The sequence below is a fragment of the Phytohabitans rumicis genome (genome assembly GCF_011764445.1).
Classification (GTDB): domain Bacteria; phylum Actinomycetota; class Actinomycetes; order Mycobacteriales; family Micromonosporaceae; genus Phytohabitans; species Phytohabitans rumicis.
The window spans coordinates 3,303,509-3,329,764 of record NZ_BLPG01000001.1 but is presented as its reverse complement, the minus strand read 5'-3'; the positions used below and the strand labels follow the sequence as shown (position 1 = coordinate 3,329,764).

The following is a 26,256-nucleotide window of genomic DNA, read 5'->3' as shown; positions in this document are numbered from 1 at the left end:
CGTTCCTCCCCCCAGCCCCCGAGGGGGAGCCGCCGCGCGCACACCCCCATGCGCGTCACGGCCGCAGTGAAGATCCGGCTAGAGGAGCGCACACGCGGCGTTCGTGATACACAAAAACTTTCTTCGGCCCGGGATGTATCAGACCGGCACGGGCCTTCTCCTCAGTTGTGCGCCGCGCACTGTCGCCTTGGCGATATCGCGTGGACCTACCATGACGCAGTGTGTGGGGGTGCAGGTGAGGGGAGGGGCGATGACGTCGGTGACCTCCGATGACACCGGGGTCGGTGCCGCTTCCTGGGAGCGGGCCGCTCGTGAGTTCGCCGCCTGGCGCGCCGGCGATCCGGCGGGGCTGGATCGCCTCGTCCGGCTGTTGACGCCGATGCTGTGGCACCTGGTCCGGGCGTACGGCCTGGATCGGGAGGCGGCCGAGGACGTGGTGCAGTCGACCTGGCTGGCGCTGGTGCGCAACGTCGACTCGGTGCGCGACCCGCAGGCGGTGCTGCGCTGGACCACGACCACCGCGCGCCGGGAGGCGTGGCGTACGGCCAAGGCGGGGCGGCGCGAGGACGTCGCCGAGCCGCAGACCCTCGACGCGGCGCTGCCGCCGGTGGGTGGACCGGACGCGACCGTGCTGGCCGAGGGCACCGCGCGCACGCTGTGGCGGCACGTGGCCGAGCTGCCCGAGCGGTGCCGCCGGTTGCTGCGGGTGATCGCGTTCGAGGACCGGCCGGACTACGCCTCGCTCTCCACCGAGCTGGGGATCGCGGTGGGCAGCATCGGGCCGACCCGCGGGCGCTGCCTGGACAAGCTGCGCGGCCTGCTGGCCGCCGATCCGGAGTGGAGTGACCGGCGTGACTGACGACCAGATGGTGTTGCGTGCGGTTCACGACATGTGGGAGTCACTCGACCCGGTGCCGGTCGACCTCGCCGACCGCGTGCTTTTCACGCTCCAGCTCGAAGACCTTGAGTTCGAGCTGATGCGGTTACAGGAGGCGCTCGCACCGATGGGTGCCCGCGGGGCGGAGACGGCCTCCACCGTCACCTTTTCGGCGGAAAGCCTCACCGTGATGGTGACGGTGTCGGATTCGGGACCGCATCACAGGCGGATCGACGGTTGGATCGCACCAGGCGGCGCGCTTCGGGTCGAGCTACGCACTCCGCGGGGCGTACACGAGACCCACGCCGACGCCGACGGCCGCTTCGCGTTCGCCGAAGTGCCGTCCGGTCTGGTGCAGATCATGATCCATCCGACGAACGGGGCGACGGTGCCCCTCCACCGCCCGGTGGTCACGCCGCCGGTGCAGCTCTAGCCGAACTCTTCGTGGGGAGTCCAACGTGGGCACAGCAGATAAGCACGTCCCCGCGCCGCCGGCCGCCCTCATGGCGGCGCACGGCGCCCGATCCCTCGACCCCATCACCGCCCAGGTTCTACCGGACCAGTCCCTTCAGTCCACTGTGTACGTCGCCAACCGACTCCTGATGCGCCGTCCCGCCGCCGAGCACCGCCGCGTCTTCAACGAGGTCGCCGCGGGCCTGTCGCTGCGCCTCGACGACGACGGCGAGCCGCGCCGCCGGTGCATGCGCCTCGCGCCGACCAACGCCGGCCCGGCCGTCCCCGACGCCTGGCGGATGCTCCAGGCGCTGCGGGCGCGCGACGCGGGCCGGCTGCGCAGCCTCGGCGCCGGGCTCGACCACCTCATGTTCGCCGCCACGTCGCCGATCACCGGCAACCCGTACCACTCCGCCTTCCCGTACCACTCGGCGTTTCCCTATCACTCGGCCTTCCCGTACCACTCCGCGTTCCCGTTCAGCCCGGTCGCCCAGTACGGGATGCTCGGGTTCGGCGCCACCCAGCCGGTCCACCTGGTCCTGCCGCCCCCGGTCCGGCAGGCGAGCGTGACCCCGCGGCGCCCGGTGGTGGCGGTGCTCGACACCGGCTGCGGTACGCACGAATGGCTCACCCCGGAGCAGGGCGTGCTGCCGGCCATCAACGCGCTGACCGGCGACGCGGGCACCGCGCTCGACACGACCGGCGACGTCATCGGCCCGCTCGACGGCATGCGCGACCCGCTGGCCGGGCACGGCACGTTCATCTGTGGACTGGTCCGCCAGGCGTGCCCGGACGCCGACATCCTCCCCGTACGGGTCATCCACTCCGACGGCGTGATCGTCGAATCCGAGCTGTTGCAGGCACTGCAGACGGTGCACGAACTGGCCCGCAAATTCGCCGCGGGCGAGCCGGGCGGCCAGGCGATCGACGTGGTGTCCCTGTCGCTGGGCTTCTACCACGAGTCGCCGGCGGACGACGCGTACAGCTCGCTGCTGTACGAGGAGGTGCGCAACCTCGCCGAGCTCGGCATCGCCGTGGTGGGCGCGGCCGGCAACGACGCCACCGCCCGGCCCATGTTCCCCGCGGCCTACGCCGAGCCGCCGTCGGGCTCCGAAACGCCCGCGATCCCAGTGTCCAGTGTGGGCGCGCTCAACCCGAACGGGACCATCGCGCTCTTCAGCAACACGGGCACGTGGGTGCACCACTGGGCGCCCGGCTCGGCCGTGGTGAGCACGATGCCCAAGTTCGACCACGCGCTGAGCCCCGGCGCCGCCATCCTCGACCCGCACCACCCGATGATCCGGGAAAGCATCGACATCGATGACTTCGCCGGCGGGTTCGGCATCTCCAGCGGTACGTCTTTCGCGGCCCCGGTCTTCGCCGGCCGGATCGCCAAGGCGCTGATCGCGTCGAACGGCAGCGCGTCGTTGATGCAGAGCGAAGAGGACCCGGTCAAGCGGATGCAGTTCGCGTTGGAGGCACTACAGGCGAGCTAACCGGCCGAGCCGGATCCACAAAACCCCATGCCATGATGGGGCGTGTCCGTCGCGAGCGCCGCCGAGCTGCATGCCCAGGCCGTCCGGGAGACCGAGCACGGACGGCACGCAGCGGCTCGGCGGCTGCTACGCGCCGCGCTGAACAGCGGCCCCGACCCGGAGTTGCGGGCCCGCATCCTGATCAGCCTCGCCTACCACGAGGCGGAGCGCCGCCGCCTCGACGACGGGCTCGCGCTGCTGGCCGAGGCCGACGCGGTCGCCGACCTGCCGGCCGCGCCGCGGGGATGATCGCCGCACAGCGCGGGCTGCTCTACATGCGCGCGCGGCGGCCGGCCGAGGCGCTGGCCGCGCTCGACGCCGCGGTACGGCTGCTGGACGAGTCCGAGCCGGAGTACATCTGCCGGCCGCTGCTCAACCGGGGCATCATGCACATGCAGCGCGGTGCGTTGGCCGCCGCACGGGCCGACTTCAGCCGCTGCACCGACATCGCCGGCCGGCACGGTCTGGACATGCTGGCCGCCAAGGCGTCGCACAACCTCGGCTACCTGTCGCTGCTGTCCGGCGCGCTGCCGCGGGCGCTGCGCGAGATGGACACCGTCCGCGCCACGCTCAGTGACCAGTCGCCCATCCACGCGGCGATCTACCACATCGACCGGGCCCAGGTGCTGCTCGCGGCCGGCCTGTGGCGGGAGGCCGACGAAGACCTCGCGCTCGCCGTCGACCTCTTCCGCGGTGCGAAGGCCCCGCAGGACCAGGCCGAGGCGGAGCTGGCCCGCGCCCAGGTGGCCCTGCTGGAGGAGCGGTACGCCGACGCGCGGCGGTTGGCCGGGCGGGCCCGGAAGCGGTTCGCGGCCCGGGGCGCGGACGCCTGGGGGTTGCTCGCCGAGCACGTCGCGGTCGCCGCCTCGGTGGCCGACGGGCGGGGCGTGGCGCAGGCCGCGCCGGACGCGGCCCGGCTGGCCACCGCGCTGGCGGCGGCGGGCCTGGACGACGAGGCGCGCCGGGCCACGCTGACCGGCGTGGCCGCGCTGCTGGCGGCGGGCGCCGGTGGGGTCGCCGAGCGGGCGGGGGCGGCGATCCGGTTGCGCCGGGACGATCCGATCGGGACGCGCCTGCAGGCCCGCGCCGTACGGGCTGGTCTCGCCGACGTGGCTGGCCAGCCCCGCCGTGCCGACGCGGAGCTGCGGGCGGCCCTCGCCGACCTGCACCGCTACCAGGCGTCGTTCGGGAGCCTCGACCTGCAGACCGCGGTGAGCGGCCACGGCCGGCGCCTCGCCGAGCAAGGGCTGGCCCGGGCGCTCGCCGGCGGCCGTCCCGCCACCGTGTTCGGCTGGGCCGAGCGGGCCCGCGCGCTGTCCACCCGGCTGCCGCCGGTGGTACCGCCCGCCGACGCCGAAGCGGCGCAGATGCTGGAGGACCTGCGGCACACCCGCGTCGAGCTGCGCGCCCACGTGCTCGCCGGCCACCCCGCACCGGCGCTCCGCGCCCGCTGCGCCCACCTCGAACGGCTCATCCGGCAGCGGTCCTGGTACACGCCCGGGCCGGGCCAGACGCTCGCGCCCGCCCCGCTCGGGCAGTTGCAGGATCAGCTCGCCGTCGCCGACGCCACCTACGTCGCGCACCTGCTCACCGGCGGGCGCCTGCACGCTCTCGTGGCCGGCCCGCGCCGCCGTACGCTGCTCGACCTCGGTCCCGCCGCCCCGGTGATCGAGCTGCACCGGCGGCTCCGCGCCGACCTCGACGCGCTTGCCACGATCAACCTGCCCGAACCGGTGCGGGTCAGCGTCCGCGCGGCCAGCCGCCGTTCGCTGCAGGGCCTCGACGAGCGGCTCTGGCATCCGCTGCGCCGCCTGCTCACCGACGGCCCGGTGCTCCTGGCTCCGGCGGCCGGGCTGGTCGCCGTACCGTGGACGCTTTTGCCGGTGCTGCGCGGGCGTCCAGTGGCCGTCGTGCCGTCCGCGACCGCGTGGCTGGCCGCGCGCGACCGGGCCGCGCTGCCCGCGCGGCCCGCGGTGGCCCTCGCCGCCGGTCCGCGGGTGTTGCGCGCCGCGGAGGAGGTGCGGCTCGTCGCCGAGGCGTGGTCAACGGCGGCGGCGCCGGCCGAGTCAACCACCGCGGGGGTACGCGAGGCCGCGCGCACCGCCGATGTGCTGCACGTCGCCGCACATGGCGTGCACGAGCCGGATAACCCGCTCTTCTCCCACCTGGAGCTCGCCGATGGCCCGCTCTTCGGCCATGAGCTGCACCAGCTTTCCCGGCTGCCCGCGCACATCGTCCTGTCGGCGTGTGAGCTGGGCCTGGCCCGGGCCAGGCCGGGCGAGGAGACGCTGGGGATGACCGCCGCCCTGCTGCACGGCGGTGCCGGGAGTGTCGTGGCCGGCGTCGCCCGGATCGCCGACGCTGTCGCTTACCAGGTCGGACCGGCCCACCACGCGGCGTTGCGGGACGGCAGCTCGCCCGCCGCCGCGCTCGCCACCGCGATCGAGAAGGCCGCGAAGACCGAGGAGGACCTGGCACCGCTCGTGTGCTTCGGCGCCGGCTGGTGACTGTCTCTCATGCCTTACAGGAGCGCGCAGGCGGATATCCGATACATGCTCCGTCGCGATTCCGGTAGCTTGGCCCGCATGACACAGGCCCTGATCAACTGCACCCCCGCCCGGACGGGCGCGTGGGGTGCTGACTTCGTTGTCAGGCCGCGGCTGGGGCTTCCGGCCCTGGTCTGAGCTGGCTCGCAGCCACTCTTCTCTTCGCGTTCTCGTCCAGGGCCTTCCGAGTCCTTGCTCATCTCGGATAGGCGGGAGACGCCGGCTCGTGGCGCGCAAAACCGAACGCGACCGTACGCGGCGCGTGTTCTCACAGACGTTTCTGCATGACCCGGGCGCACTGGACCAGGTGGTCCGCGTGGCCCGGCTGTCCCGTACCGATCTGCTCCTGGAGGTGGGCGCCGGGGACGGCCGGCTCACCCGGGCGCTGGCCGCGGCCGCCGGGCGGGTGGTGGCGTACGAGGTCGATCCGGAGCTCGTGGCCGCGCTGGTGGCGCCGGACAACGTTGTCCGCCGGCACCAGGACTTCCTGACCGCCCGGCCGCCCCGGGAGCCGTTCGCGGTGGTCGGCAACATCCCGTACGCGCTGACCGCCCCGATCGTGCGATGGTGCCTGGGCGCGCCGGCGCTGACCTCCGCGACACTGGTCACCCAGCTGGAGTACGCCCGCAAGCGCACCGGCGACTACGGCCGGTGGAGCCGAGTGACCGTCGAGACGTGGCCGGCGTTCCACTGGGGACTGGCGGGGCGGATTCCGCGGCACAAGTTCCGCCCGGTGCCGCGGGTGGACTCGGGCATCCTGCGGCTGGAGCGGCGCGCCGTGCCGCTGCTGCCACCGGAGCGGCTGCCGGCGTACCGGCGTTTGGTCGACGTGGGCTTCGGCGGCGCGGGCGGTTCGCTGCACGCGAGCCTGCGCCGGCACTACCCGGCGCGCCGGGTGGACGCCGCCTTCCGTGCCGCAAGGCTGGACGTGTCCACTGTGGTCGGCTATGTCTGGCCCGAGCAATGGCTGCTGTTGTTCCGCCTCCTCGCCGGGTGAGGGCGACAATGGTCCGGTGACTAGCGAAGATCCGTACGCCGTGGTTTGGGCGGAGCACACTGGGCATCTGGGCGCGGTCGCGGGCGAGGAGGCCGGGTGGTACGCCACCGTGGCGACCGAGCTGGTCCGGCCGGGAGACCGGCTGGCCGTCGACGTCGGCTGCGGCGGCGCCGGCATGACCGTGGCGCTCGCGGCGGCGCTCGGCCCGGACGGGCGGGCGGTCGGGGTCGACATGGAGCCGGCGATCCTGGCCGCGGCGAAGGAGCGGGCGCCGCGGCTCGACTTCCTCCAGGCGGACCTCGACGGCGACCTCGCCGACCTGCGGGCCGCCCTCGGCGCGCCGGCCGACGTGGTGTGGGCGTCCGCGTCCGTCCACCACGCCGGCGACCAGCAGGCCGCGGTCGCCACACTGGCCACCCTGCTCGCCCAGGGCGGGCGACTGGCGTTGGCCGAGGGCGGGCTGCCGCCCCGGCACCTGCCCTGGGACGTGGGTGTCGGCGAGCCCGGCCTGGAGATCCGCCTCGACGCCGCCCAGGACCGGTGGTTCGCGGGCATGCGCGCCGGGCTGCCCGGCTCGGTGCCGATGCCGTACGGCTGGACCGAGGCCCTGCGCCGTGCCGGCCTGAGTGCGGTCACTTCGCGTACGACGTTGATGGAGCGCCCGGTGCCGCTCTCGGAGGCGTCGCTGGCCCGGTTACTGGATCGTCTGGCGCACCGGGTGGACCGGCTCCGCCCGGCCGGTCTGCTGGCGGAGGCGGATCTGGCGGCCTGGGCCCGCCTCCTCGACCCCGACGACGAGGCGTGGCTCGGCCGCCGCGAAGACCTCTACTGGCTGGACGCCCGCACGGTGCACGTGGGCACCCGCGCGGAGTGAGCGACGGCGCTCCGCGCGGGGCCACTGTCCGAGCGGTCAGGGAACGGGCCGGCGCCGTGATCGTGGCGAATGGTTGCCCCTGGGCGGGCAATTGGTCGACACAGTCGCCGAGTCTCTGCGCGATGCCGACCGATACAGCGCCAAGACCCGTTCGCTCCTGCGTGAGCGTGAAGGATGTGGGTCGCTGGGGCGACTCGGATCCTTCACGTTGATGTCTGGCGAGGCGCGGGGAGGGGCTAGGGGCGGGCTAGGGCTACCCAGGTGCCGGGTGCGACCTCGGCGCCGGGCGGTATCAGGAGGCGGTCCAGGGTGCCGGGGGCGGTCGCCGTCAGGTCCCACAGGGCGCCGCTCGGGAGGCGTACCCGGGCCAGGGGCACGCCCGCCAGGTACGCCTGACCGGGTACGACCAGCCAGCGCAGGAGTCGCGCGCTGCCGCCCGGGATGGGAAACGCCAGCGGCAGCGTGGGCTCCGGTGACGTCTGCGCGGAGACCCGGCGTGGACCGCTGCTGGGCAGCCAGCGGGCCGCGCCGCGTACGGTGGCCAGCGCGGGGTCCTCGACCGTACGCAGGGGCAGCCGGAGCGCCCGTTGCAGGAGCTCGGTCACGGCCGGCATGCGGGCGCCCCCGCCGACCGCGAGCACGGCGGTGACCTCCGACGGCGGTACGCCCAGCCGGGTCACCAGGTCGGTGCAGCACGCCAGGGTCCGGCCGAGCAGCGGCGCGGCCAGCGTCCCCAGGTCGGTCCGGGACAGCCGGTACGGCGGCGCGTTGGGCAGGAAGAAGTCCTCGACGGCCGGGGCGTCGCTGAGCTGGTGCTTGAGCCGCTGGGCGAAGTCGGTCACCGCCATGCCGAGCCGCAGCGTGGCCGGCGCGGTGGGCGTGGCGGCGGCCGACGAGAGCAGGGGCGCGAGCCACTCCTGGCCGTCGATGTGGATCCGGCCGGCCAGCAGCGCGTCGATGTCCCGGCCACCGCAGTCGTCGAGCGCGGCGTGGCCGAGCACCTCGTGCCACCGTTCCCCGATCCGCACGAGCGCCGTGTCGAACGTGCCGCCGCCCAGGTCGTACACCAGCACGAGATCGCCGGGCTCGAAGGGCGCACCGACGATCGGCGCGAACGCGGCGGCGACCGGTTCGGGCAGCAGCTCGACGGTGTCGAAGCCGGCGGCCTCGGCCGCCGCGATCATGCGGGCCCGCCGCGGATCGTGCGAGCCGTAGCTGGCCGGCACGGTGACCACCGCGCGGGCGATGGGGCCGCCGTGCAGCCGCTCGCCTTCCACCCGCAGCGCGGCCAGCATGGCGACGACCTGCTCGATCGGCCGGAACCGCCGGTTGCCGAGCACGACCGATGCGTCCGCGGCCAGGCCGCGCTTGAACTCCGCGGCGAACGACTCCGGCTCGGACCGCTTGCGCCGCTCGGCCAGCGTGCCCACGAGCATCTGCTGGCCGTCCCAGAAGACCGCCGAGGGCCAGGTGGCCGCGCCGGTGACGGGCTCGGGCACGGTCCGGCCCTCGGCGGCCCCGACGACCACGGCGGCGGACGACGAGGTGGTGCCGAAGTCGACCACCAACACGGGCTCAGATGTGCCAGACATCCACCAGGCTCCGATCCTCGGACTCCCAGGTGGCCAGCAGGTGCCGGCCGTCGGCGCTGAAGCCGGCCAGGGCGCGCAGGTTGGGGCGTTCCCCGGCGCGGAAGACCTCCTGCTCGGTGGCGATGTCGTGCAGGAGCAGCACCGCCGACCCGTCGGACGACTCCAGCATCGCGGCGCGCAGCTGGCCGTCCGGGCTGGCGATCGTCGTGCCGAAGCCCTGCGCCTTGCTGCGCCCGGAGTAGTCGGGATGCCGCCGGGTCCACGCGTCGTCGCTGATCTTGTCGATGCGGCCGCCGGTGCGCAGGTCCCAGATCGTGATCGTCGATCGGCGGTAGCGGCCCACCGCCACCTTTCCCTCGGCCTCCGCGGCCAGCCGCCATTCGGCCTCGTTGATCCGCACCTTGCCTGGTCCGCTCGGGTCGCGGAACCGGGTCACCAGCTTGCCCGTCTCCACCTCCCATACCGAGAACCAGCCCTCGGCGTCCCACGCCACCAGGCAGAGCCGCCCCTCGGGGCCGACGAAGACCCGGCCGCCCAGCGGCGCCGCGGTGCTCTGCTCGGGGACGAACTCGGCGGTGAGCGCGCCGTCGGCGATGCCGCGGACCCGGACGTACCGCCCGGTGCCGTCGCACTCCACCAGCCGGAGCCGGTCGGGTGTGAGCAGCCAGGACCCGGCCACCTCCAACCGGTGCAGGTGCGGCGGCGGGTGCTCGGCGAGCGCCTTGGGGCTCTTGGCGGCCGCGGCCACGAGCACCGGCCCCACCGGCTGGCCGGCGGCGGCCCGGTGCGCGAGCAGCGTGCCGGCCTGCGGCGCGACCAGGTCGAAGACCCGCTCGTCCGGCGCCCGGACCCGGGCCACGACCGCGCCCGCCGGGTACGGCTGGCCCTCCGCGACCAGCCAGCGCACCAACTCGCCTCGGCCACCCGGGACGTCCCACGAGACCGGCTCGACGCGCCAGCTCGGCCGCTCGGCGGGGACCGCACGGCTGAGCGCCCCGACCGACCAGCGGGCGGCGCCCCGGGCGACGGCCAGCTCGGGGTCGGTGGCGCGGCGTACGTGGTGACCGAGCGCGCCGCGCAGCGCCGGCTCGATCATCGGGAGCCGGGCCGAGCCGCCGGTGAGCACCACGGTGGCCAGGTCGGCGAGCGTCGCACCGGCCTCGGCCACGACGGCGTGGCAGCTCGCCACCAGCCCGCGTACGGCCGGGTCGGCGAACGCGGTCAGCCACTCCCGGGTCAGCCGGTACGGCGGGGTGATCGGGGTGAGGTGGTCGGCCACCTCTTCCGCGTCGGTGAGCTGGTGCTTCAGCCGGCGTACGAAGTCGATCGCGTCGTAGTACGCCCGCAACCCGGCGTCGCCCGGCGCGGCGAGCAGCGGCTCCAGCCAGGCCCGGCCCTCGGCGCGCAGGTCGTTGATGAGCAGCGCGTCGAGGTCGCGGCCGGCCGTGGTGGTTTGCTGGACGAGCTGGGCGGTGTGGTTGCCGCGCACCTGCACCAGGGCCACGGTCCAGGTGGCGCCGAGGTCGCAGACCAGGACCAGGGCGCCGGCCGGCAGGCCACCGCCGGTCTCCGGGTCGAGCGCGGCCGCGACCGAGCTGGACAGCAGCTCCACGTCGGCGAAGCCGACCGCCTCGCCCGCCGCGACGAGGACGTCCCGGCGCGGGTCGCCGTTCAGGTAGTCCGCGGGTGTGGTGAGTGTCACCCGGTGGATTTCCGCGCCGTACTGCTGCCTCGCCTCCATGCAGACGGCCTGGAGATATGCGGCGAGCGCCTCGCCGCCGGTGATCTCCCGCCCCTCCAGCCACATGGACGCCTGCGCGTCGACCGCCCGCCGCGGACCGTCGATGTACCGGCGCGGGATGGCCCGCTTGCGCCGCTCGGCGGCGGTGCCGACGAGGTAGCCGGCGTCGTCTACACAGAGAGAGGAAGGCCAGATCAGGGCCCCGCTGCCGGGCTCGCGCAGGAGCCCGGACTGGTCGCCGACGACCAGCGCCACACGGGTGCCCGACGTGCCGACATCGACCACCAGGATCGGTTCGGCCATACGCGGTCCCTTGCTTCGGGCGACGGGGGGTTGAGGTGACGTACGCGGGGAGTTCCGGCATAGTCTCCGCGAGTCTCCCGGTCGCGTCCACCCTCCGGAGGGCCGGAAACGGGTCGGTAACAATCGATTGACCAATCCGGCCGAGTGGGGGCTCCGAAGTACCTATGTGCTTGAGAGGCTGGCATACATGACCGAGCACCTGTCGGCCGTACCCTCGCCGCCGCCGGACCCGTCGGCGGAGGCCGACGAGCTGCTGCGCGCGGTCGCGCGTGGCGACGAGGCCGCGTTCACCCGGCTCTACGACCTCGTCGCGCCCCGGGTGTTCGGGCTGGCCCGGCGCGTCCTGCGCGACCCGGCCCAGGCCGAGGAGGTGGCGCAGGAGGTCCTGGTCGAGGTGTGGCGGACGGCCGGCCGCTTCGACTCGGCTCGTGGGTCGGCGACGGCGTGGATCTTCACGATCGCGCACCGCCGGGCCGTCGACCGGGTGCGGTCCGAGCAGGCCGGCGCCGAGCGGGTACGCAAGCTCGCCGCGAGCTCGGGACAGACGCCGTACGACGAGGTGGACGAGGCGGCCACCGCCCACCTGGAGCAGCAGCAGGTGCGCCGCTGCATCCAGACCCTGACCGGGCTGCAGCGCGAGGCGATCACGCTGGCCTACTACGGGGGCTACACCTATCGGGAAGTGGCCGAGATGCTGGGCACCGCGCTGCCGACCATCAAGACCCGCATGCGGGACGGGCTCATCCGCCTCCGTGACTGTCTCGGCGTGGAGGTGCCGGCATGAGTGAATCAGGAGGCGCGGCATGACCGATGTGCACGCGCTGGCCGGGGCGTACGCGCTGCACGCCCTGACCGACATCGAGCGGGCGGCCTTCGCCCGCCACCTCGCCGAGTGCGAGTCCTGCGCGCAGGAGGTCGCCGAGCTGCAGGAGACCGCCGCCCGCCTCGCCGACGGCACCTGGTCGGTGCCGCCACCTCGGCTGCGCGAGAACGTGCTGGCGGAGATCCGTCGTACCCGGCAGGTGGGACCGGGCCGTCCGGACCGGGACGCGGCACCCACCCAGCGCATCTGGCGCCGCCGGACGGCGCTCGCGGTCGCCGCGGGCATCGTGGCCGCGGCGGCGGGCTCGGCCAGCTTCGTGGTTCAGGAGCAGCGGGTACGCGATGAGCGCGCGGTCGCGGACGCCGCGCGCGCCGAGCAGGCGCAGGTGGAGGCGGTGCTCGGCGCGTCCGACGCGCGCCTGCGCTCGGTGCCGGTGACCGGCGGCGGCCAGGTGACCCTGGTGCTCTCGGAGAGCCGCGACGAGGGCGTCGTGCTGCTGTCCGGGGCGCCGTCGCCGGGTTCGGACAAGCTGTACCAGTTGTGGGGAATCACCGGCACGACGCCGACGCCGAAGGGCGTCCTCGCGGCCGGCGCGACGGGCGGCACCAAACTCATCGACGGCGTACGGGGCATGCAGACCCTGGGCGTCACCGTCGAGCCCTCGCCCGCAGGATCCGACCTGCCGACCACCGACATGGTCGCCGCCGTCACGGTGACCTAACGGCTAGCGCTCCTCGCGGAACTCCACGTGCCGGCGGACCGCCGGGTCGTACTTGCGCACGACCAGCCGGTCCGGGTCGTTGCGCCGGTTCTTCCTGGTCACGTACGTGTAGCCGGTGCCGGCCGTGCTGCGCAGCTTGATCACTGGTCGTACGTCGTTGCGGCGTGCCATGCCCTCGACCTCCTCAGTCGGAGACGTTAGTCTACGATGACAATCGTTTTCAACAAGGAGGAGGGTCGGTTTATGTCCCAGCCCGCCGTCACCGTCCTGTCAGGGTTCTGGCCGGACATCACGTTCGCGGCGGCCCGCGCGCTGCTCGCCGCCGACCCGTCGCTGCTGCTCGTCCGGCACGACCTCGCCGGGGTACGCGACGGCGTGGTGCACCGGGTCGTCCGCACCGGCTCGGGCGTGCTGGAGGACGAGCGGGTCGACCTCGTCCACGGCTGCGTCTCGTGCACGCTCCGCGAGGACGTGCTGCCCACCCTGGTGCGACTCGCGCGGGCACACCCGGACCGGGACCTCCTCCTGGTCCTGCCCGAGGCCGTGGAGCCGCAGTCGCTGGCAGCGGCCTGCGCGTACTGCCTGGTCGACGGCGCGCCGGTGACCGCGGCGGTGCGCTTCGACTCGTACGTCACGGTGGTCGACGCGGCCCGCGTGCTGGACGGGCTCTCCTGCTCCGAGGAGCTGGCGCACCGGGGCCTGCACGCCGCCGACGACGACCGTCGCGCGGTGGCGGATGTCATCGCCCGGCAGATCGAGTACGCCGACACGGTCGTCCGCTGGGGACAGTCCACCGAGGACGACCAATGCCTCGCCGTCCTGCTGGACCGGATGGCGCCGTGGGCGGCCCACCTCGCGGTCGGCGGGTCCATCGTGGACGGCACCGACCTGGCCGAGCGGCTGCGGCACACCGGCCGGCACCGCCCGGACACGCCGGCCGTGCTGGCCCGCGGCATCGAGGGGTACGCCGTCGGCGTCCACGAGCCCGCCGCGGACTCCGGCGTGGTGTCGGCGGTCTTCCGGGCCCGCCGGCCGTTCCACGCCGTACGGCTGCACCGGGCGCTTGGCCGGATCACCGCCGGCGTGCTGCGCTCCCGCGGCCACCTCTGGCTCGCCACCGAACCCGAGACCGTGGTCGCGTGGGAGTCGTCCGGCGCCGGCCTGTCCGTCGGCACGCTCGGGCCGTGGCTGGCCGCCCTCCCGGACGCCCGCTGGGACGAGGCGAGCGACCTGCGCAAGCTGGCCGCCGCGATGGAGTGGGATCCGTACTACGGCGACCGGCACAGCCACCTGGTCTTCATCGGCCTCGACCTGGAAGCGGCGGAACTGCACCGGTTGCTGTCCGCCTGCCTGCTCACCGACGCCGAACTGTCCGCCGGCGAGGAGCACTGGCGGCAGTGGGCCAACCCGTTCGACGGAGTGGCCTTGGGTGCGTGACGTTCTTCCCTACCATGGTTACGTGGTACTCGGACCGGTGGCACAGATACACATCAGCGTCCGCGACATTGACCGCGCGGTGGCGTTCTATCGCGACGTGCTCGGCATCCCGCTGCTCTTCCAGGTGCAGGGCCAGCCGATGGCGTTTTTCGCCAGCGGCGACGTGCGGCTCTACCTCGGCGTGCCGGAGGGCGCGGAGTTCGCCAGCAAATGCGTGCTCTACTTCCGGGTCGACGACATCGAGGCCGAGCACGCCCGCCTGGTGGCGGCGGGGGTTCCGGCGCACGGTGAGCCGCATCTGGTGCACCGCGACGCGACGACGGAGCTGTGGATGAGCTCCTTCACCGACCCCGACGGGCACACCCTGGTCCTCATGCACGAGCGCGTCCCCGCAGCCGCCGACGCGGACTCGGGGACGCGCTGATCGCGGTGGTCTAGTTGGTCGGCTGAGCGCTGTAGATGCTCTCGGCGAACGCGTGCAGGCGGTGCTCGTCCAGGTGCACGGCCAGGTCCGCCTCGCTGATCATGCCGACGAGCCGGTGGCCGTCCATGACCGGGAGCCGACGGATCTTGTTCTCCGTCATCAGCCGCAGCACCTCGTCCTCGTCGGCCTTCACGTCGACCCAGATCGGCGTGCCCTGCGCCATCTCCCGGGCGGTCATCGAGCGGGGGTCGCCGCCCGCGGCGATGCACTTCACGACGATGTCGCGGTCCGTAATGATGCCGTGCAGGCGGTCGTCTTTACCGCAGATGGGCAGCGCTCCGACCTGCAGATCCCGCATCATGCGGGCGGCCTTGTCAAGCGTGTCGTTTTCGCCGATGCACTCGGCACCCTGGTGCATGATTTCACGAGCGGTGCTCATCGTGCCCTCCTTCCTCCAGCCGCGTCGTCGCGGCCGAACGGGACGTGGAGCGTCTCAAGGCTCACCGTATCCGCACCTATCGGACCATGCAGGGCAACGCGGAAACCCCACCTTCGTCAGGGGTAGTGCCTGCCGATCGTGCACTGCCCGCCGGCAGCTCGACGACCGCCATCCGGGTGCGTACGCCCTTCGCCGAGGCGCTCGCGGACCGGCTGGCGGCCGCGTCCATCGCCGCCCGGCGCACCGGCCCCGACGAGCTTGCCGTCACCGGCGCGACCATCGAGCGGATCGGCGACCTCGCGTACGAGGCCGGCGTACGCCTGCACGAGCTGAGCCGGCAGGACGCGTCGCTGGAGGAGGCGTACCTCGAACTGACCGCGGGCAGCGTCGAGTACGCCACCGGGACGGCCGACCGATGACGGCGCGCGCTGAGTGGATCAAGCTGTGGTCGGTGCGGTCGACGTGGTGGTGCCTGGCCAGCGGCCTCCTCCTGATGGGTGGCTGCGCGTTCCTGGTGGGCAACGACTTCGTCTGTCCGTGGTGATCAGCGGCCCGGTCGCGGACTACCTACCCGGCGTGGCGGGAAGCGAGTTCATGCGGGACGGCGGCGTGGCGGACGGCTTGGTGGTCGCGGGATTGGGCAGCCGCCGTCCTAGGAACCGGCTACGCGACCCTCCTCCGCCGCGACGCCTAGCGACGCTGCGCGCGCAATGGGCCGATCTTGAAGTTGTCATGCCCAGATGCCCGATATGGAACCTGACAACTTCAAGATCGACGGATCGGGATGACGTCCTTGGCCACCAGGCGGTCGCCGGCGAAGCAGAGGCGGTACGCGTCGGCGGCGCGCAGGATGTCGCCGTGTGACCGGTAGTAGTGGCAGTCAGATCCGGGCGGCTCGGCGCGGCTGGGCGGGTCGAGCATCTGGCGGCGGGGCAGGACCCGCTCGGCGGCGGCTCGGTCCGTTCCGACGCTCAGCGTGGCGTACTCGCGCGGGGTCAGCACCGATCCCGTGGTGGCGTAGACGTAGTAGCCGATGGCCGTCGCACCCAGCGCAGCCCCGAGCGCGGCCGGTACGGCGATGGCGGTGATCAGGCCGCGTCGGGCCTGGCGCTGCACGATGCGGCGGCGTTCGGTGGATGGGGAGTCGGGCGACGCGACCGGTCCGGCGGCGTACGGCAGGCGGGCCACCACCTCGAATCCGCCCTCGGGCAGCCGCGCCGCGCTGAGCGTCCCGCCCGCAAGGCGTACCCGCTCACGAAGCCCGACCAGGCCGCGCCGCCCCTGCGAGCGGGCCGGCAGCGGACCGGCGGGGGGTGGGGCGTTACGGACGGTGACCGTCGCCTCGGTGTCGCCGTGCCGGAGCCGGACGGCGACGGCGGCGCCGGGCGCGTGCTTGGTGGCGTTCGTGAGCGCCTCCTGGACCACCCGGTAGGCGGCCCGGTCCACCATCGGCGGCAGCGGTTTGAGGTCGCCCTCGGTGTCGAGGGCGACGGCCATGCCGGAGTCTTTGGCGCGGCGCACCAGTTCGGCGATGGTGTCGTCGACCGGTTGGGTGGGCGCGGGGTCGGTGCCGTCGCGGAGCACGCCGATGATCTCGCGGAGGCGGTCGGTGGCGGCGCCGGCGCTGGCGCGCAGCTCGGTGGCGGCTATGCGGTGGCGTTCGTCGAGGTCGGGGGCCAGTTCGAGGGCGCCGGCGCGGAGCGCGATGAGGCTCAGCTCGTGGCCGAGCGAGTCGTGCATGTCCTCGGCGATCCGGGTGCGCTCGCGCAGCCGGACCTGGTCGGCGAGCATGCGCTGCTCGCGTTCGAGCTGCTCGGCGTGCTCCCAGCCGGCCGCGACGAGGTCCTGCTGCTGCCGGCGGTAGCGGCCGACGAGCCACGGGAACAGGCCCGCGTAGAGCAGCACGCCGGCCATCGAGGCCCAGGTGATGAAGCCGGTGCGGAGCAGCACGAAGGGCGACCCCACGACGACGATCACGACGAACCCGATCGCCGCCGGGCGGACGCTGGCCATCCGCCGGCCGACCAGGTAGCTGACCACCGGCAGCGCGAACGAGTAGTTGCCGTCCGCCGCGGTGAGCGCCACCACGACGAAGAGGGACACCAGCGGATGGGCCCGGCTCAGCGCGATCGCCGCGCCGAGCGCGGCCAGGCTGGCCACCAGCAGAGCGAGGGGGTACGCGTTGTGCCCCGGCCAGGAGACCGCGACGGGTGCCCCGAGCACCACCCAGAGCGCGAAATCCGTCGCCAACCGCCGCACAGAAAAGACCGTAGCCTGCCGAAAGAGGGGTACGGCAGGTGACGATCGGCGGGGGTCGGGGCCCGGTGGGCGTACGTACCGTCGCCGCCATGCTGCGCGTGGAAGCGGGCCTGAGCGCCCCGGAGGTGGCCGAGCGGATCGCCGCCGGCAAGGTGAACGACGTACCGGCCCGGTCGAGCCGGAGCGTCGGGGAGATCATCCGGGCCAACCTCTTCACCCGGATCAACGCGATCATCGGCGTACTCCTGATCATGATCTTGTCGGTCGGGCCGGTCCAGGACGCGCTCTTCGGCGGCGTGATCATCGCAAACACCCTGATCGGCGTCGTCCAGGAGTTGCGCGCCAAGCGGACGCTGGACCGGCTCGCGATCGTCGGCGCCGCCCGCCCGGTGGTACGGCGGGACGGGCGGCCGGTGACCGTCGACGCGTCCGAGATCGTGCTCGACGACCTGATCGAGCTGGGCGCCGGCGACCAGATCGTGGTGGACGGCGTGGTCGCCGAGGCGGACCACCTGGAGGTCGACGAGTCCCTGCTCACCGGCGAGGCCGACCCGGTGGTCAAGGAGCCCGGCGACCAGGTCCTGTCCGGCAGCTTCGTGGTGGCGGGCGGCGGGGCGTTCACCGCGACCCGGGTCGGGCGGGAGGCGTACGCGGTCCGGCTCGCCGAGGAGGCCAGCCGCTTCACGCTGGTCGACTCGCGGCTGCGCGCCGGCATCGACACGATCCTGCGGGTCGTGACCTGGATGATCATCCCGACCGGGCTCGCGCTGGTCGCCAGCCAGCTCCTGGTCAACCGCGACGACCTGCCCGAGGCCGTGCGACGGATGGTCGGTGGCCTGGTCCCGATGGTGCCGGAGGGCCTGGTGCTGCTGACCTCGGTCGCGTTCGCGGTGGGCGTGATCCGGCTCGGCCGGCGCAACACGCTGGCGCGGGAGCTGCCGGCCATCGAGGGCCTGGCCCGGGTCGACGTGGTGTGCCTGGACAAGACCGGCACGCTGACCGACTCGCGGATGGAGGTTGTGCGCGTGGACCTTCTTCAGCAGAGCGCTCCGATCGAGGCCGTGCTGGGCGTGCTGGGCGCCATGGACGGCCGGCTCGACGCCATCGCGGCGGCGTACCCTCGACCACCACAGTGGACGGTGCGGGACCGGACGCCGTTCTCGTCGGCGCGCAAGTGGAGTGGGGCCACGCTCTGCGACCCATCCGGGGTGACGGCGACCTGGCGGCTGGGCGCCCCCGACGTGCTGCTGCCTCCCGGTCACCCCGTGCTGGCGCAGGTCGACGCGTACGGGGCGCAGGGCTTGCGCGTCCTACTACTGGCCAAAGAAGACAGTCCCGCCGCGCTGGTGGTGATGTCTCAGCGGCTGCGCGCCGACGCGGCCGACACGCTGCGGTACTTCGCCGCGCAGGGAGTCGCCGTCAAGGTGCTCTCCGGCGACAACGCGCTGTCCGTGGGGGCGGTGGCGCGCAAGCTCGGGCTGGAGGGGGCTTCTGTTGACGTCCGCACGGATCCGATTGATCTGGACGCCTCCATCTTTGGCCGGGTCGGGCCGCGGGAGAAGCGCGACATCGTGGCGGCGCTCCAGGCGCGCGGTCACACCGTGGCGATGACCGGCGACGGCGTCAACGACGTACTCGCGCTCAAGGACGCCGACATCGGCGTGGCGATGGGCTCCGGCAGCCCGGCCACCCGCGCGGTGGCGCAGATCGTGTTGCTGGACAACACGTTCGCCGCGCTGCCGGCCGTGGTGGCCGAGGGGCGCCGGGTCATCGGCAACATCGAGCGGGTCGCCAACCTCTTCCTCACCAAGACGGTGTACTCCGTGCTGCTGGCCGTCGTCGTGGTGCTGAGCCGGGTGCCGTACCCGTTCCTGCCCCGGCACCTGACGCTCGTCGGGTCGCTGACCATCGGCATCCCCGCGTTCTTCCTGGCCCTCGCGCCCAACGCCGAGCGGGCGCGGGAGGGCTTCGTGGGGCGGGTGCTGCGGTTCGCCGTACCGGCGGGCGTGCTCGGCGCCGGCGCGACCATCACGTCGTACCTGCTGGCCCGGCGCGTCTACGACGGCAACCTGGCGGCCGAGACGTCGGCCGCGACGCTCACCCTCTTCCTCGTCGCGCTGTGGGCCCTGGCGATCATCGCGCGGCCGTACACGTGGTGGCGCCTTCTGCTCGTGCTCGCGATGGGTACGGCGTTCGCGGTCACCCTGGTCGTGCCGTTCCTGCAGGACTTCTTCCAGCTCGAACTGGTGGGCCTGCGCGCGCCCGGTCAGGCGGTGGCGCTCGCCGTGGCCGCCGGACTCCTGCTGGAGCTGGTCACACGAGCCCGGCCTCGTACGCGATGATGGCCGCCTGCACCCGGTTGCGCACGCCCAGCCGGGTCAGGATGGTGCTGACGTAGCTCTTCACCGTGCCCTCCACCAGGTGCAGGCGCTTGGCAATCTCCGCATTGGACAGTCCGGCGCCGACGAGCGCGAGCACGTCGCGCTCGCGTTCGGTGAGGGCCCCTGTCCGGGTACGCGCCGCGGCGCCCTTGGACATCCGCCCGCCGCGCAGTTCGGCGATGACCCGTTCGGCCACCCGCGGCGAGAGGAACGCCCCGCCGTCGGCGACCGCCCGTACGCCGGTGAGTAGCTCGCGGGGGTCGCCGGACTTGAGCAGGAAGCCGCTGGCGCCCTCGCCCAGCGCCTGCGCGATGTAGTCGTCCTCGCCGAACGTGGTGAGCATGATCACGGCGGTGTCCGGCACCGCGCGGCGGATCTCGGCGGCCGCGGCCAGCCCGTCCAGCCGCGGCATCCGGATGTCCAGCAGGGCCACGTCGGGGCGGTGGGCGCGGGCCAGCTCCACGGCTTCGCGGCCGTCGCCCGCCTCGGCCACCACCTCGATCCCGGCGTCGGAGGCCAGGATCGCCTTCACGCCGGCCCTGATCATGGCCTCGTCGTCGGCGAGAAGTACGCGAATCACCATCTGAAGCTACCTGAATGGGTCTTGCGTCCTGATGAGATCCTGAACCGGTGACCACTGCACACGGACCGCAGGGCGCCCCCGGCCCTGAGGAGCCGACCGGCCGGATCCCGATCCCGGCACAGGTCCACGGTGGAGTGTTGGGTCCCATGCAGCTTCCGCCGCCGGTGCCACCGCGCCCCCGCCGTACGGGGATCGTCGTCGGCGGGTTGGCGCTCCTGCTGGGCCTCGCGCTCGGTGCCGTCGCGGTGGTGCAGGCCATCCAGATCAGCGACCTGCGCGGCGACCTGCGCGATGCGCGCCGGGACGCCGGCCAGGTGCAGGCCAGTGAGGACCAGCGGCTGGACAGCCTGGAGACGGAGGTGAACCAGCTCGGCGAGCGGGCCGGCCAGGTCTTCGACCCGCAAGCGGTGGCCGCCGCGGTGCTGCCCAGCGTCTTCCGGGTCACCGCGGGGAGCCTGTCCGGTAGCGCCTTCGCGGTCGGCAGCCCGGACGCCGGCGGCAACACCCGGCTGCTCACGGCGTACCACGTGGTGGCGGAGATCTGGGGCCGCGGCGGCACCACCGTGACGCTGGAGCGCGACGGCGAGTCGTACCCGGCCACGGTCGCGGACGTCGACCAGGCCAACGACATCGCCCTGCTCACGGCGCCGTTCGAGCTCGCCGGGCTGGCCACCTCGACGACCGCGGTCCAGTCGGGCCAGCAGATCGTTGTGGTGGGCTCGCCCCTGGGCCTGACCGACAGCGTCACCGTCGGCGTGGTCAGTGCGCTGCGCAAGGGCGAGGGCGGTGCCGGCGAGCACATCCAGTTCGACGCGTCGATCAACCCCGGCAACTCCGGCGGGCCCGTGGTCAACACCTCGAAGCAGGTGGTGGGCATCGCGACCGCGAAGGCCAAGGACGCCGAGGGATCGGCCTGGCCACCCCCATCCAGACCGCGTGCACGAAGTTCCGGGTCTGTTAGATCTGCAAACACCCCCAGGAGGAAGAGCAATGGCCCACCCCGGGTACCAGCCGGAAGACCCGCAGCAGGTCCCGCCGCAGTCACCGGCCTACCCCGTCTATCCACCTCCGGTCGTGCCGAGCTGGCCGGCCAGCACGCCCCCGTACGCGGTGTCGGGCGCCCCGCCGGCCGCCGCCGGCCCGTACGGACCCGTGCCGGCCCAGCCCAACCGGGCGCCGATGCTCGTCCTGGTCGTGGTGGCGGTGGCCCTCTTCCTGCTCGCCGGCACGATGACCGGCCTGTACGTGGCCAAGAGCAGCCAGCTCGGTGACACCCGGGAGACGCTGGGCACCCAGGTCTCCGACCGGGACGACACGATCAAGGCCGACCAGGAAAAGATCACCAAGCTGGAGGCCGACGCCAAGGCGGCGAACGACGAGCTGACCAAGAACAAGGAGACGCTCACCGACGTCACGAAGGAGCGCGACGCCCTGCTCCCATGCATGCGCCGCTTCATCGAGGCGCTGGACGCGGCCGGCGCCGACAACGACGCCGCCCTCTCGACCGCGCTCCGCCAGGCCACCACGGCGTGCGAGAAAGCCCAGACCGCCGTAGACGAATCGTAAAGCTGGCGATCTTGGACTTATCAGGTCCAAATGTCGGATATGGCGCCTGACAAGTCCAAGATCGACGGCGGGGATCTATCGCGGTCCGGGCCGTCGCTCCCGCGGCCTCGCCCTGCGCGGTCCACAATCGGCCCCGGCGGGCGATGCCTGTGGGTTCGCGGCGGCGGTGGACGCCGGACCGTTTCCGATACGGAAGCAGAGCAAGCTTGATTGCCGGCCCAGCGGGCCCGGGTGGGTCGTGAGACGCGGAGGGTGAGGCCGCGGGAGCGACGGCTTGGACCGCGACGGACATCGCGGCAGCTCAACATCTTTTGAATTTCCTCACCCTCACCGCGAGACGTCTCTAGCCGGATACCTCGCTGCGGTTGCCGCCCCACAGCACGTGGTACGACCCGTCGCGGTCCACCCGGCGGTACGTGTGGGCGCCGAAGAAGTCGCGCTGGCCCTGGATCAGCGCGGCCGGCAGGCGCTCGGCCCGCAGCCCGTCGTAGTACGCCAGCGCCGCCGAGAACCCGGGCACCGGGATGCCCAACTGCGTCGCCGTGACCACCACCCGACGCCAGGCGTCCTGCGCCCCGCGTACGGCGTCCTGGAAGTAGTCGTCCACCAGCAGCGACGGCAGCCCAGGTGCGGCGTCGTACGCGGCCTTGATCCGGTCCAGGAACTTCGCCCGGATGATGCAACCGCCCCGCCAGATCGTGGCCATCGCGCCCGGGTCGATGTCCCAGCCGTACTCGGCGCTGCCGGCTTGGATCTGGTTGAAGCCCTGGGCGTACGCGACGATCTTCGAGGCGTACAGGGCCTCCTCGACGTCCTGCACGAGCAGGCCGGCGGCCCCGGACGGGACCGGGCCGGGCAGGTTGGCGGCGGCCTGGCGCAGCTCCCCGCTGCCGGACAGCGACCGGGCGAAGACCGCCTCGGCGATGCCGCTGACCGGTACGCCCAGGTCGAGCGCGATCTGCACGGTCCAGCGGCCGGTGCCCTTCTGCTCGGCCTGGTCCTGCACCACGTCCACGAACGGCTTGCCGCTGGTCGCGTCGACGTGGCCCAGCACCTCGGCCGTGATCTCGATCAGGTACGAGTCGAGCCGGCCCTCGTTCCAGCCCCTGAAGACCTCGGCGATCTCGGCCGGCTGCATGCCCGAGCCGCGCCGCAGCAGGTCGTACGCCTCGGCGATGAGCTGCATGTCCGCGTACTCGATGCCGTTGTGCACCATTTTCACGAAGTGGCCGGCGCCGTCCGGGCCGACGTGGACGCAGCACGGGGTGCCGTCGACCTTGGCCGAGATGTCCTCCAGCAGCGGGCCCAGCGCCTCGTACGACTCGGCGGAGCCGCCCGGCATGATGCTCGGTCCGTGCAGCGCGCCCTCCTCGCCACCGGAGATGCCGGCACCGACGAAGTGCAGGCCGCGCTCGCGCAGCGCCTGCTCGCGGCGGCGGGTGTCGGCGAAGTGCGCGTTGCCGCCGTCGACGATCATGTCGCCGGGCTCCAGCAGCGGCGCGAACTCGTCGATCACGGCGTCGGTCGGCCCGCCCGCCTTCACCATGATGACGAGGCGCCGGGGACGTTCCAGGCTCGCCACGAACTGCTCCGCCGTCTCGGCCGGAAGGAACGTGCCCTCGTGGCCGAACTCCTCGACCAGCTCCTTGGTCCGGCCGTACGACCGGTTGTGAACGGCCACCGGGTGCCCGTGCCGCGCCAGGTTGCGGGCCAGGTTGCGGCCCATGACCGCCAGCCCGGTGACCCCGATGCGCGCCAACTCCGTCATTGGTCTTCCTCCTTACGGCCGGGCGATCGCCACGGCGTTGTACTCGGTGTCCGGTGTCGCCTCGGTGCCGAACCGGGCGTTGGGCAGGTAGAGCAGGTCGTCAAAGGCGGCCACGGTGGTGGGCACGTCGAACCGCTCGTCGGTGAGCCGGTCGATCAGGTCCGCTTGGCTACCGGTGCGGTTGATCTGCAGCACCGCCAGCGTGTTGGCTCGATTCTGCACCACGACCAGAGTCTGCCCCAGAACGAGGAGGCCGTCTCCGTTTGGTAGCAGGCCGTCGCCTGCGAGGTCCACCACGCCGGTGCGCGCGGTCTGCCCGGTGGCCGGGTCGACGGTGAAGAGCAGGCCGGTGTTGGTCTGCACGATCAGCAGCGTCTGCCCGTCCGGCGCGAGCGCGATCCCGTTCGCGTTGATGCCCTCGCCGTACTCGATCTCGCCCACCAGCGGGATCCGGACCACGCCGTCCGGCGGCGGCAACGCGCCGTCCGCGCCGATCGGCAGGTGGTAGAGCACCGGGTTCGTCGAGTCGGTGAAGAACGCCCCGGCGGGCGTCAGGACCACGTCGTTCACGAAGCCTTCCGCCGCCAGCCGGTAGCTGGCGAGCACGTCGCCGGTGCGCGAGTCGACCACGCGGGCGTCGCCGGCGCGCCCGCCGGACACGAACAGGCGTCCCCGGTCGTCCAGCTTGAGCCCCACGGACGGGGTGCCGGGCGCCGCGCCGATCACCGCGCCCTGGCCGGTCGTCAGGTCGGCCCGGAATATCGCGCCGTCCGCGAGCGATCCGAAGAACGCGACCGGCTCGGCGCCGATCGCGACGCCTTCCGGCTGGAAGCCGTTCGGCAGTGCGATCTCGTCGACCAGCGCCGGCTCGTCGCCGGCCGTGGCCAGGCCGGTCGCCAGCGCCAGCGCCGCCGCCAAGGCGGCCCCCATCGCGGTCCAGATGATTGCGGTACGGGGTTTCGGTGCGACCTTCATACCCATATGTAGGGATACGGGCGGAGGGCTGCCGCAAGTTCAGCGGCGTTCCCGCATCGTTCGGGCGTTCCCGCCGCGCCACACGCCCGTGGCGCCGGTGCGTCCCACGGGTTGGGCGCGCAGCAGCTTGCGCCGGGCCCGCAGCAACAGCGTCAGGCCGAGGAAGACCATCATGCCACCGACCGCCAAGCCGACCGGGAGCAGCCCGGAGCCGCCGTTGGCCGAGGTGGGCTGGATCGGCTGCCCGACGCCGCCGCCCGCGACGGGGGCCTGCTCCTCGGCGGGCTCATCGCTCGCCTCCTCGCTCGGCTCCTCCGAGGGCTCCTCGGACGGTGTCGGGGCCGTCACGGCATCGCCCTCGACGTTGCGGGTCGCCGTGGCGCTCTCCAGGAAGTCATTGCGGGCGTCGCGGGCCTCGGCGCGGAGGGTGACCCGTCCGGCCGCCGCGTCCTCGGCGAAGGCAAGCACGTAACGCGCGGTCACCGTGCTGTCGCGGCACAGCGTGCCGGGGTCGAGTTGCTCGTCGGTGAGGCGGACCTCCGCGCCCGCCGTCTGGACGTCCACGGGGAAGGAGCCGTCCTCCTCGATCCGGTCGACGCGGAGCTGGTCCAGGCTCATGTCCTGCACCCGCAGCACGAGTGACCAGCGGACCTTGAGGCAGTCGCGCCCCTCCCGCTTGGTCGCGACCACGGTCATCTGGGCCGGCCGCGCCGCGCCGGCCTCGAAGCTGTCGGACAACTCCGTGATCTCCACGGTGACGCCTTGAGCGGCGACAGCTGGTGAAGCGGTCACCGCGGTGCCCACCACGAGACACCCGATCACCGCACCCATACGGGCTGCGTTACGCCACACGCTCCTCACCCCCGGGGCCTAGTGCGCCACACGCCACGCTAGGCGTGCACCGGGGGAGATCGAAAGGCGGCTAATTGGCGCCTTTCGCGGATGAAGGACACCAATAACACGAGGAGTGTTGAACCGGCTACGACGCGGCTCTCCCCAGCCGTTTCGCCAGCGTCTGGACGTGCTCGACCAGCTCAGGTGGATCCAGCACCTCGAAGTCGATGCCCTTGAGCGCGACGTAGAGGGCGAGTTCATCCAGTGAATTGGATCCGGTGTGCAGGATGCAGGATCGTTGATCGACCGCCTCCAGCCGCCCGGCGGTCGGTGACGCCTCCTCGGCCACCACCTCGACGGGCGCGTGCATGAGGATCCGGGCCTGATACCGGTACGGCGCCGACGCCACGCTCTGCGACACGTACGCGGCGGCGTCGGCCGGCAGCGGGCGCGGGGTGAACCGGGGCCCGGTGGGCGTACGGGGCGTGAGCCGGTCGACCCGGAACGTGCGCCAGTCCTGCCGGCCGGTGTCCCACGCGACCAGGTACCAGCGGCGACCCGTGTGCACCAGCCGGTACGGCTCGGCGTCGCGCACGCTCTCGGTGCCGTCCGGCTGGCGGTAGTCGAACCGGAGGCGGTGGTTGTCGCGGCAGGCCGCGGCGATCGCGGTGAGCGTCGCGGGGTCCACCGTGACGCCGCCGGGCATCAACGGCACCGTCACGCTCTGCAGCGCGTTGATCCGGTGCCGGAGCCGGGAGGGCAGCACCTGTTCCAGCTTGGCGAGCGCGCGTACCGAGGTCTCCTCGATCCCGGCGACCGAGCCGCCGGCCGCCGTGCGGAGCCCCACCGCCACGGCCACCGCCTCCTCGTCGTCCAGCAGCAGCGGCGGGAGCGCGGCGCCGGCGCCGAGCCGGTAGCCGGCCACGCCCGCGGCGGCGTGCACCGGGTAGCCGAGGCCGCGCAGGCGGTCAACGTCGCGGCGCACGGTGCGCGGCGTCACGCCGAGCCGCTCGGCCAGTTCCGCGCCGGACCAGTCGCGCCGGTTCTGCAGCAGCGACAGCAGCTTGAGCAGGCGAGCCGAGGTTTCCAGCATGCGTTCCAGATTGCCACACGGTTAGGACCAAAGCT

Annotated in this window: 26 protein-coding genes; 16 read left to right on the top strand and 10 right to left on the bottom strand. The window is 73.1% G+C overall.

Features of this window, described 5'->3' with window-relative positions:
* Positions 1 to 250: 250 nt before the first annotated feature.
* From Prum_RS14490 to Prum_RS53805, 7 genes are all read left to right on the top strand, one after another.
* Positions 251 to 859 carry an RNA polymerase sigma factor gene (locus Prum_RS14490; protein WP_173077065.1) on the top strand — a complete coding sequence of 203 codons (609 nt, stop codon included), beginning with the start codon at positions 251 to 253 and terminating at the stop codon, positions 857 to 859.
* Complete coding sequence (locus Prum_RS14485) at positions 852 to 1,310, top strand: carboxypeptidase regulatory-like domain-containing protein (protein ID WP_173077064.1); 459 nt, start codon at positions 852 to 854, stop codon at positions 1,308 to 1,310. The genes Prum_RS14490 and Prum_RS14485 overlap by 8 nt, the downstream gene beginning before the upstream one ends.
* 25 nt (positions 1,311 to 1,335) lie before the next feature.
* Positions 1,336 to 2,826, top strand: a complete 1,491-nt coding sequence (locus Prum_RS14480) for a S8 family peptidase (protein ID WP_173077063.1) — start codon at positions 1,336 to 1,338, stop codon at positions 2,824 to 2,826.
* Between the two features lie 42 nt (positions 2,827 to 2,868).
* A complete protein-coding gene (locus tag Prum_RS14475; protein WP_173077062.1) occupies positions 2,869 to 3,114 on the top strand; it encodes a hypothetical protein in 246 nt (81 codons plus the stop codon).
* Entirely contained in the window at positions 3,111 to 5,372 is a 2,262-nt protein-coding gene (locus tag Prum_RS14470) for a CHAT domain-containing protein (protein WP_173077061.1), read from the top strand. Before Prum_RS14475 ends, Prum_RS14470 begins: the two co-directional genes overlap by 4 nt.
* Before the next feature lie 265 nt (positions 5,373 to 5,637).
* Complete coding sequence (erm, locus tag Prum_RS14465) at positions 5,638 to 6,408, top strand: ErmE/ErmH/ErmO/ErmR family 23S rRNA (adenine(2058)-N(6))-methyltransferase (RefSeq protein ID WP_173077060.1); 771 nt, start codon at positions 5,638 to 5,640, stop codon at positions 6,406 to 6,408.
* A 16-nt stretch (positions 6,409 to 6,424) separates the two neighbouring features.
* Entirely contained in the window at positions 6,425 to 7,282 is an 858-nt protein-coding gene (locus tag Prum_RS53805) for a class I SAM-dependent methyltransferase (RefSeq protein WP_281368910.1), read from the top strand.
* A gap of 236 nt (positions 7,283 to 7,518) precedes the next feature.
* Here the strand turns inward: Prum_RS53805 and Prum_RS14455 are convergent, their stop codons facing one another.
* Positions 7,519 to 8,874, bottom strand: a complete 1,356-nt coding sequence (locus Prum_RS14455; RefSeq protein ID WP_173077058.1) for an Hsp70 family protein — start codon at positions 8,872 to 8,874, stop codon at positions 7,519 to 7,521.
* Positions 8,858 to 10,918 carry an Hsp70 family protein gene (locus Prum_RS14450; RefSeq protein ID WP_173077057.1) on the bottom strand — a complete coding sequence of 687 codons (2,061 nt, stop codon included), beginning with the start codon at positions 10,916 to 10,918 and terminating at the stop codon, positions 8,858 to 8,860. The genes Prum_RS14455 and Prum_RS14450 overlap by 17 nt, the downstream gene beginning before the upstream one ends.
* A 187-nt stretch (positions 10,919 to 11,105) precedes the next feature.
* Here Prum_RS14450 and Prum_RS14445 point away from each other — a divergent pair, with 187 nt between their 5' ends.
* Both Prum_RS14445 and Prum_RS14440 read left to right on the top strand, forming a co-directional pair.
* A complete protein-coding gene (locus tag Prum_RS14445) occupies positions 11,106 to 11,702 on the top strand; it encodes a sigma-70 family RNA polymerase sigma factor (protein ID WP_173077056.1) in 597 nt (198 codons plus the stop codon).
* A 19-nt stretch (positions 11,703 to 11,721) separates the two neighbouring features.
* On the top strand, positions 11,722 to 12,462 hold the full coding sequence (locus Prum_RS14440; RefSeq protein WP_173077055.1) for an anti-sigma factor: 741 nt from the start codon (positions 11,722 to 11,724) through the stop codon (positions 12,460 to 12,462).
* Between the two features lie 3 nt (positions 12,463 to 12,465).
* On the opposite strand, the gene rpmG is transcribed toward Prum_RS14440, so the two are convergent.
* Positions 12,466 to 12,633, bottom strand: coding sequence for a 50S ribosomal protein L33 (rpmG, locus tag Prum_RS14435; RefSeq protein ID WP_173077054.1), 168 nt, complete (start codon positions 12,631 to 12,633; stop codon positions 12,466 to 12,468).
* Between the two features lie 72 nt (positions 12,634 to 12,705).
* Between rpmG and Prum_RS14430 the strand changes: the two genes are divergently transcribed.
* Positions 12,706 to 13,899, top strand: a complete 1,194-nt coding sequence (locus tag Prum_RS14430) for a CobW family GTP-binding protein (RefSeq protein ID WP_246277891.1) — start codon at positions 12,706 to 12,708, stop codon at positions 13,897 to 13,899.
* A gap of 22 nt (positions 13,900 to 13,921) precedes the next feature.
* Positions 13,922 to 14,323: a VOC family protein gene (locus Prum_RS14425; protein ID WP_173077052.1), complete on the top strand. Its 402-nt coding sequence runs from the start codon at positions 13,922 to 13,924 to the stop codon at positions 14,321 to 14,323.
* A 10-nt stretch (positions 14,324 to 14,333) separates the two neighbouring features.
* Here the strand turns inward: Prum_RS14425 and Prum_RS14420 are convergent, their stop codons facing one another.
* Positions 14,334 to 14,762 carry a CBS domain-containing protein gene (locus Prum_RS14420; RefSeq protein ID WP_173077051.1) on the bottom strand — a complete coding sequence of 143 codons (429 nt, stop codon included), beginning with the start codon at positions 14,760 to 14,762 and terminating at the stop codon, positions 14,334 to 14,336.
* Between the two features lie 125 nt (positions 14,763 to 14,887).
* On the opposite strand from Prum_RS14420, the gene Prum_RS48825 reads away from it, so the two are divergent.
* Together Prum_RS48825 and Prum_RS53800 are read left to right on the top strand one after the other, a co-directional pair.
* Complete coding sequence (locus Prum_RS48825; protein ID WP_178132650.1) at positions 14,888 to 15,181, top strand: DUF8746 domain-containing protein; 294 nt, start codon at positions 14,888 to 14,890, stop codon at positions 15,179 to 15,181.
* Entirely contained in the window at positions 15,178 to 15,306 is a 129-nt protein-coding gene (locus Prum_RS53800) for a hypothetical protein (RefSeq protein WP_281368907.1), read from the top strand. The genes Prum_RS48825 and Prum_RS53800 overlap by 4 nt, the downstream gene beginning before the upstream one ends.
* A 221-nt stretch (positions 15,307 to 15,527) precedes the next feature.
* Here the strand turns inward: Prum_RS53800 and Prum_RS14405 are convergent, their stop codons facing one another.
* Positions 15,528 to 17,021: a sensor histidine kinase gene (locus Prum_RS14405; RefSeq protein WP_173077050.1), complete on the bottom strand. Its 1,494-nt coding sequence runs from the start codon at positions 17,019 to 17,021 to the stop codon at positions 15,528 to 15,530.
* An 89-nt stretch (positions 17,022 to 17,110) separates the two neighbouring features.
* On the opposite strand from Prum_RS14405, the gene Prum_RS14400 reads away from it, so the two are divergent.
* Complete coding sequence (locus tag Prum_RS14400) at positions 17,111 to 19,363, top strand: HAD-IC family P-type ATPase (protein ID WP_173077049.1); 2,253 nt, start codon at positions 17,111 to 17,113, stop codon at positions 19,361 to 19,363.
* On the opposite strand, the gene Prum_RS14395 is transcribed toward Prum_RS14400, so the two are convergent.
* Positions 19,335 to 19,985 carry a response regulator gene (locus tag Prum_RS14395; protein WP_281368906.1) on the bottom strand — a complete coding sequence of 217 codons (651 nt, stop codon included), beginning with the start codon at positions 19,983 to 19,985 and terminating at the stop codon, positions 19,335 to 19,337. The genes Prum_RS14400 and Prum_RS14395 overlap by 29 nt on opposite strands.
* 47 nt (positions 19,986 to 20,032) lie before the next feature.
* Here Prum_RS14395 and Prum_RS51485 point away from each other — a divergent pair, with 47 nt between their 5' ends.
* Both Prum_RS51485 and Prum_RS14385 read left to right on the top strand, forming a co-directional pair.
* A complete protein-coding gene (locus tag Prum_RS51485; RefSeq protein WP_246277890.1) occupies positions 20,033 to 21,256 on the top strand; it encodes a S1C family serine protease in 1,224 nt (407 codons plus the stop codon).
* A complete protein-coding gene (locus Prum_RS14385) occupies positions 21,165 to 21,551 on the top strand; it encodes a hypothetical protein (RefSeq protein ID WP_246277889.1) in 387 nt (128 codons plus the stop codon). The genes Prum_RS51485 and Prum_RS14385 overlap by 92 nt, the downstream gene beginning before the upstream one ends.
* A gap of 343 nt (positions 21,552 to 21,894) precedes the next feature.
* Here Prum_RS14385 and gnd read toward each other — a convergent pair whose 3' ends face one another.
* The 4 genes from gnd to Prum_RS14365 all read right to left on the bottom strand — a co-directional run bounded on the left by gnd (position 21,895) and on the right by Prum_RS14365 (position 26,221).
* Positions 21,895 to 23,319, bottom strand: a complete 1,425-nt coding sequence (gene gnd, locus Prum_RS14380) for an NADP-dependent phosphogluconate dehydrogenase (RefSeq protein ID WP_173077046.1) — start codon at positions 23,317 to 23,319, stop codon at positions 21,895 to 21,897.
* 12 nt (positions 23,320 to 23,331) lie between these two features.
* Positions 23,332 to 24,294: an SMP-30/gluconolactonase/LRE family protein gene (locus Prum_RS14375; protein ID WP_173077045.1), complete on the bottom strand. Its 963-nt coding sequence runs from the start codon at positions 24,292 to 24,294 to the stop codon at positions 23,332 to 23,334.
* Between the two features lie 39 nt (positions 24,295 to 24,333).
* A complete protein-coding gene (locus tag Prum_RS14370) occupies positions 24,334 to 25,146 on the bottom strand; it encodes a hypothetical protein (RefSeq protein ID WP_173077044.1) in 813 nt (270 codons plus the stop codon).
* Positions 25,147 to 25,273: 127 nt separating this feature from the next.
* Positions 25,274 to 26,221, bottom strand: coding sequence for a helix-turn-helix transcriptional regulator (locus Prum_RS14365; RefSeq protein WP_173077043.1), 948 nt, complete (start codon positions 26,219 to 26,221; stop codon positions 25,274 to 25,276).
* Between the last annotated feature and the right edge of the window lie 35 nt (positions 26,222 to 26,256).

Bases quoted from the DNA above. Each gene is read 5' to 3' on its own strand.
- Prum_RS14395 (WP_281368906.1), bottom strand. From the start codon at position 19,985: ATGGTGATTCGCGTACTTCTCGCCGACGACGAGGCCATGATCAGGGCC.
- Prum_RS14445 (WP_173077056.1), top strand. From the start codon at position 11,106: ATGACCGAGCACCTGTCGGCCGTACCCTCGCCGCCGCCGGACCCGTCG.
- gnd (WP_173077046.1), bottom strand. From the start codon at position 23,319: ATGACGGAGTTGGCGCGCATCGGGGTCACCGGGCTGGCGGTCATGGGC.
- Prum_RS14420 (WP_173077051.1), bottom strand. From the start codon at position 14,762: ATGAGCACCGCTCGTGAAATCATGCACCAGGGTGCCGAGTGCATCGGC.
- Prum_RS14375 (WP_173077045.1), bottom strand. From the start codon at position 24,294: ATGAAGGTCGCACCGAAACCCCGTACCGCAATCATCTGGACCGCGATG.
- Prum_RS14470 (WP_173077061.1), top strand. From the start codon at position 3,111: ATGATCGCCGCACAGCGCGGGCTGCTCTACATGCGCGCGCGGCGGCCG.
- Prum_RS14450 (WP_173077057.1), bottom strand. From the start codon at position 10,918: ATGGCCGAACCGATCCTGGTGGTCGATGTCGGCACGTCGGGCACCCGT.
- Prum_RS53800 (WP_281368907.1), top strand. From the start codon at position 15,178: ATGACGGCGCGCGCTGAGTGGATCAAGCTGTGGTCGGTGCGGTCGACG.
- Prum_RS14430 (WP_246277891.1), top strand. From the start codon at position 12,706: ATGTCCCAGCCCGCCGTCACCGTCCTGTCAGGGTTCTGGCCGGACATC.
- Prum_RS14490 (WP_173077065.1), top strand. From the start codon at position 251: ATGACGTCGGTGACCTCCGATGACACCGGGGTCGGTGCCGCTTCCTGG.
- Prum_RS14440 (WP_173077055.1), top strand. From the start codon at position 11,722: ATGACCGATGTGCACGCGCTGGCCGGGGCGTACGCGCTGCACGCCCTG.
- Prum_RS14365 (WP_173077043.1), bottom strand. From the start codon at position 26,221: ATGCTGGAAACCTCGGCTCGCCTGCTCAAGCTGCTGTCGCTGCTGCAG.
- Prum_RS14455 (WP_173077058.1), bottom strand. From the start codon at position 8,874: ATGTCTGGCACATCTGAGCCCGTGTTGGTGGTCGACTTCGGCACCACC.
- rpmG (WP_173077054.1), bottom strand. From the start codon at position 12,633: ATGGCACGCCGCAACGACGTACGACCAGTGATCAAGCTGCGCAGCACG.
- Prum_RS14385 (WP_246277889.1), top strand. From the start codon at position 21,165: ATGCTCGTCCTGGTCGTGGTGGCGGTGGCCCTCTTCCTGCTCGCCGGC.
- Prum_RS14400 (WP_173077049.1), top strand. From the start codon at position 17,111: ATGCTGCGCGTGGAAGCGGGCCTGAGCGCCCCGGAGGTGGCCGAGCGG.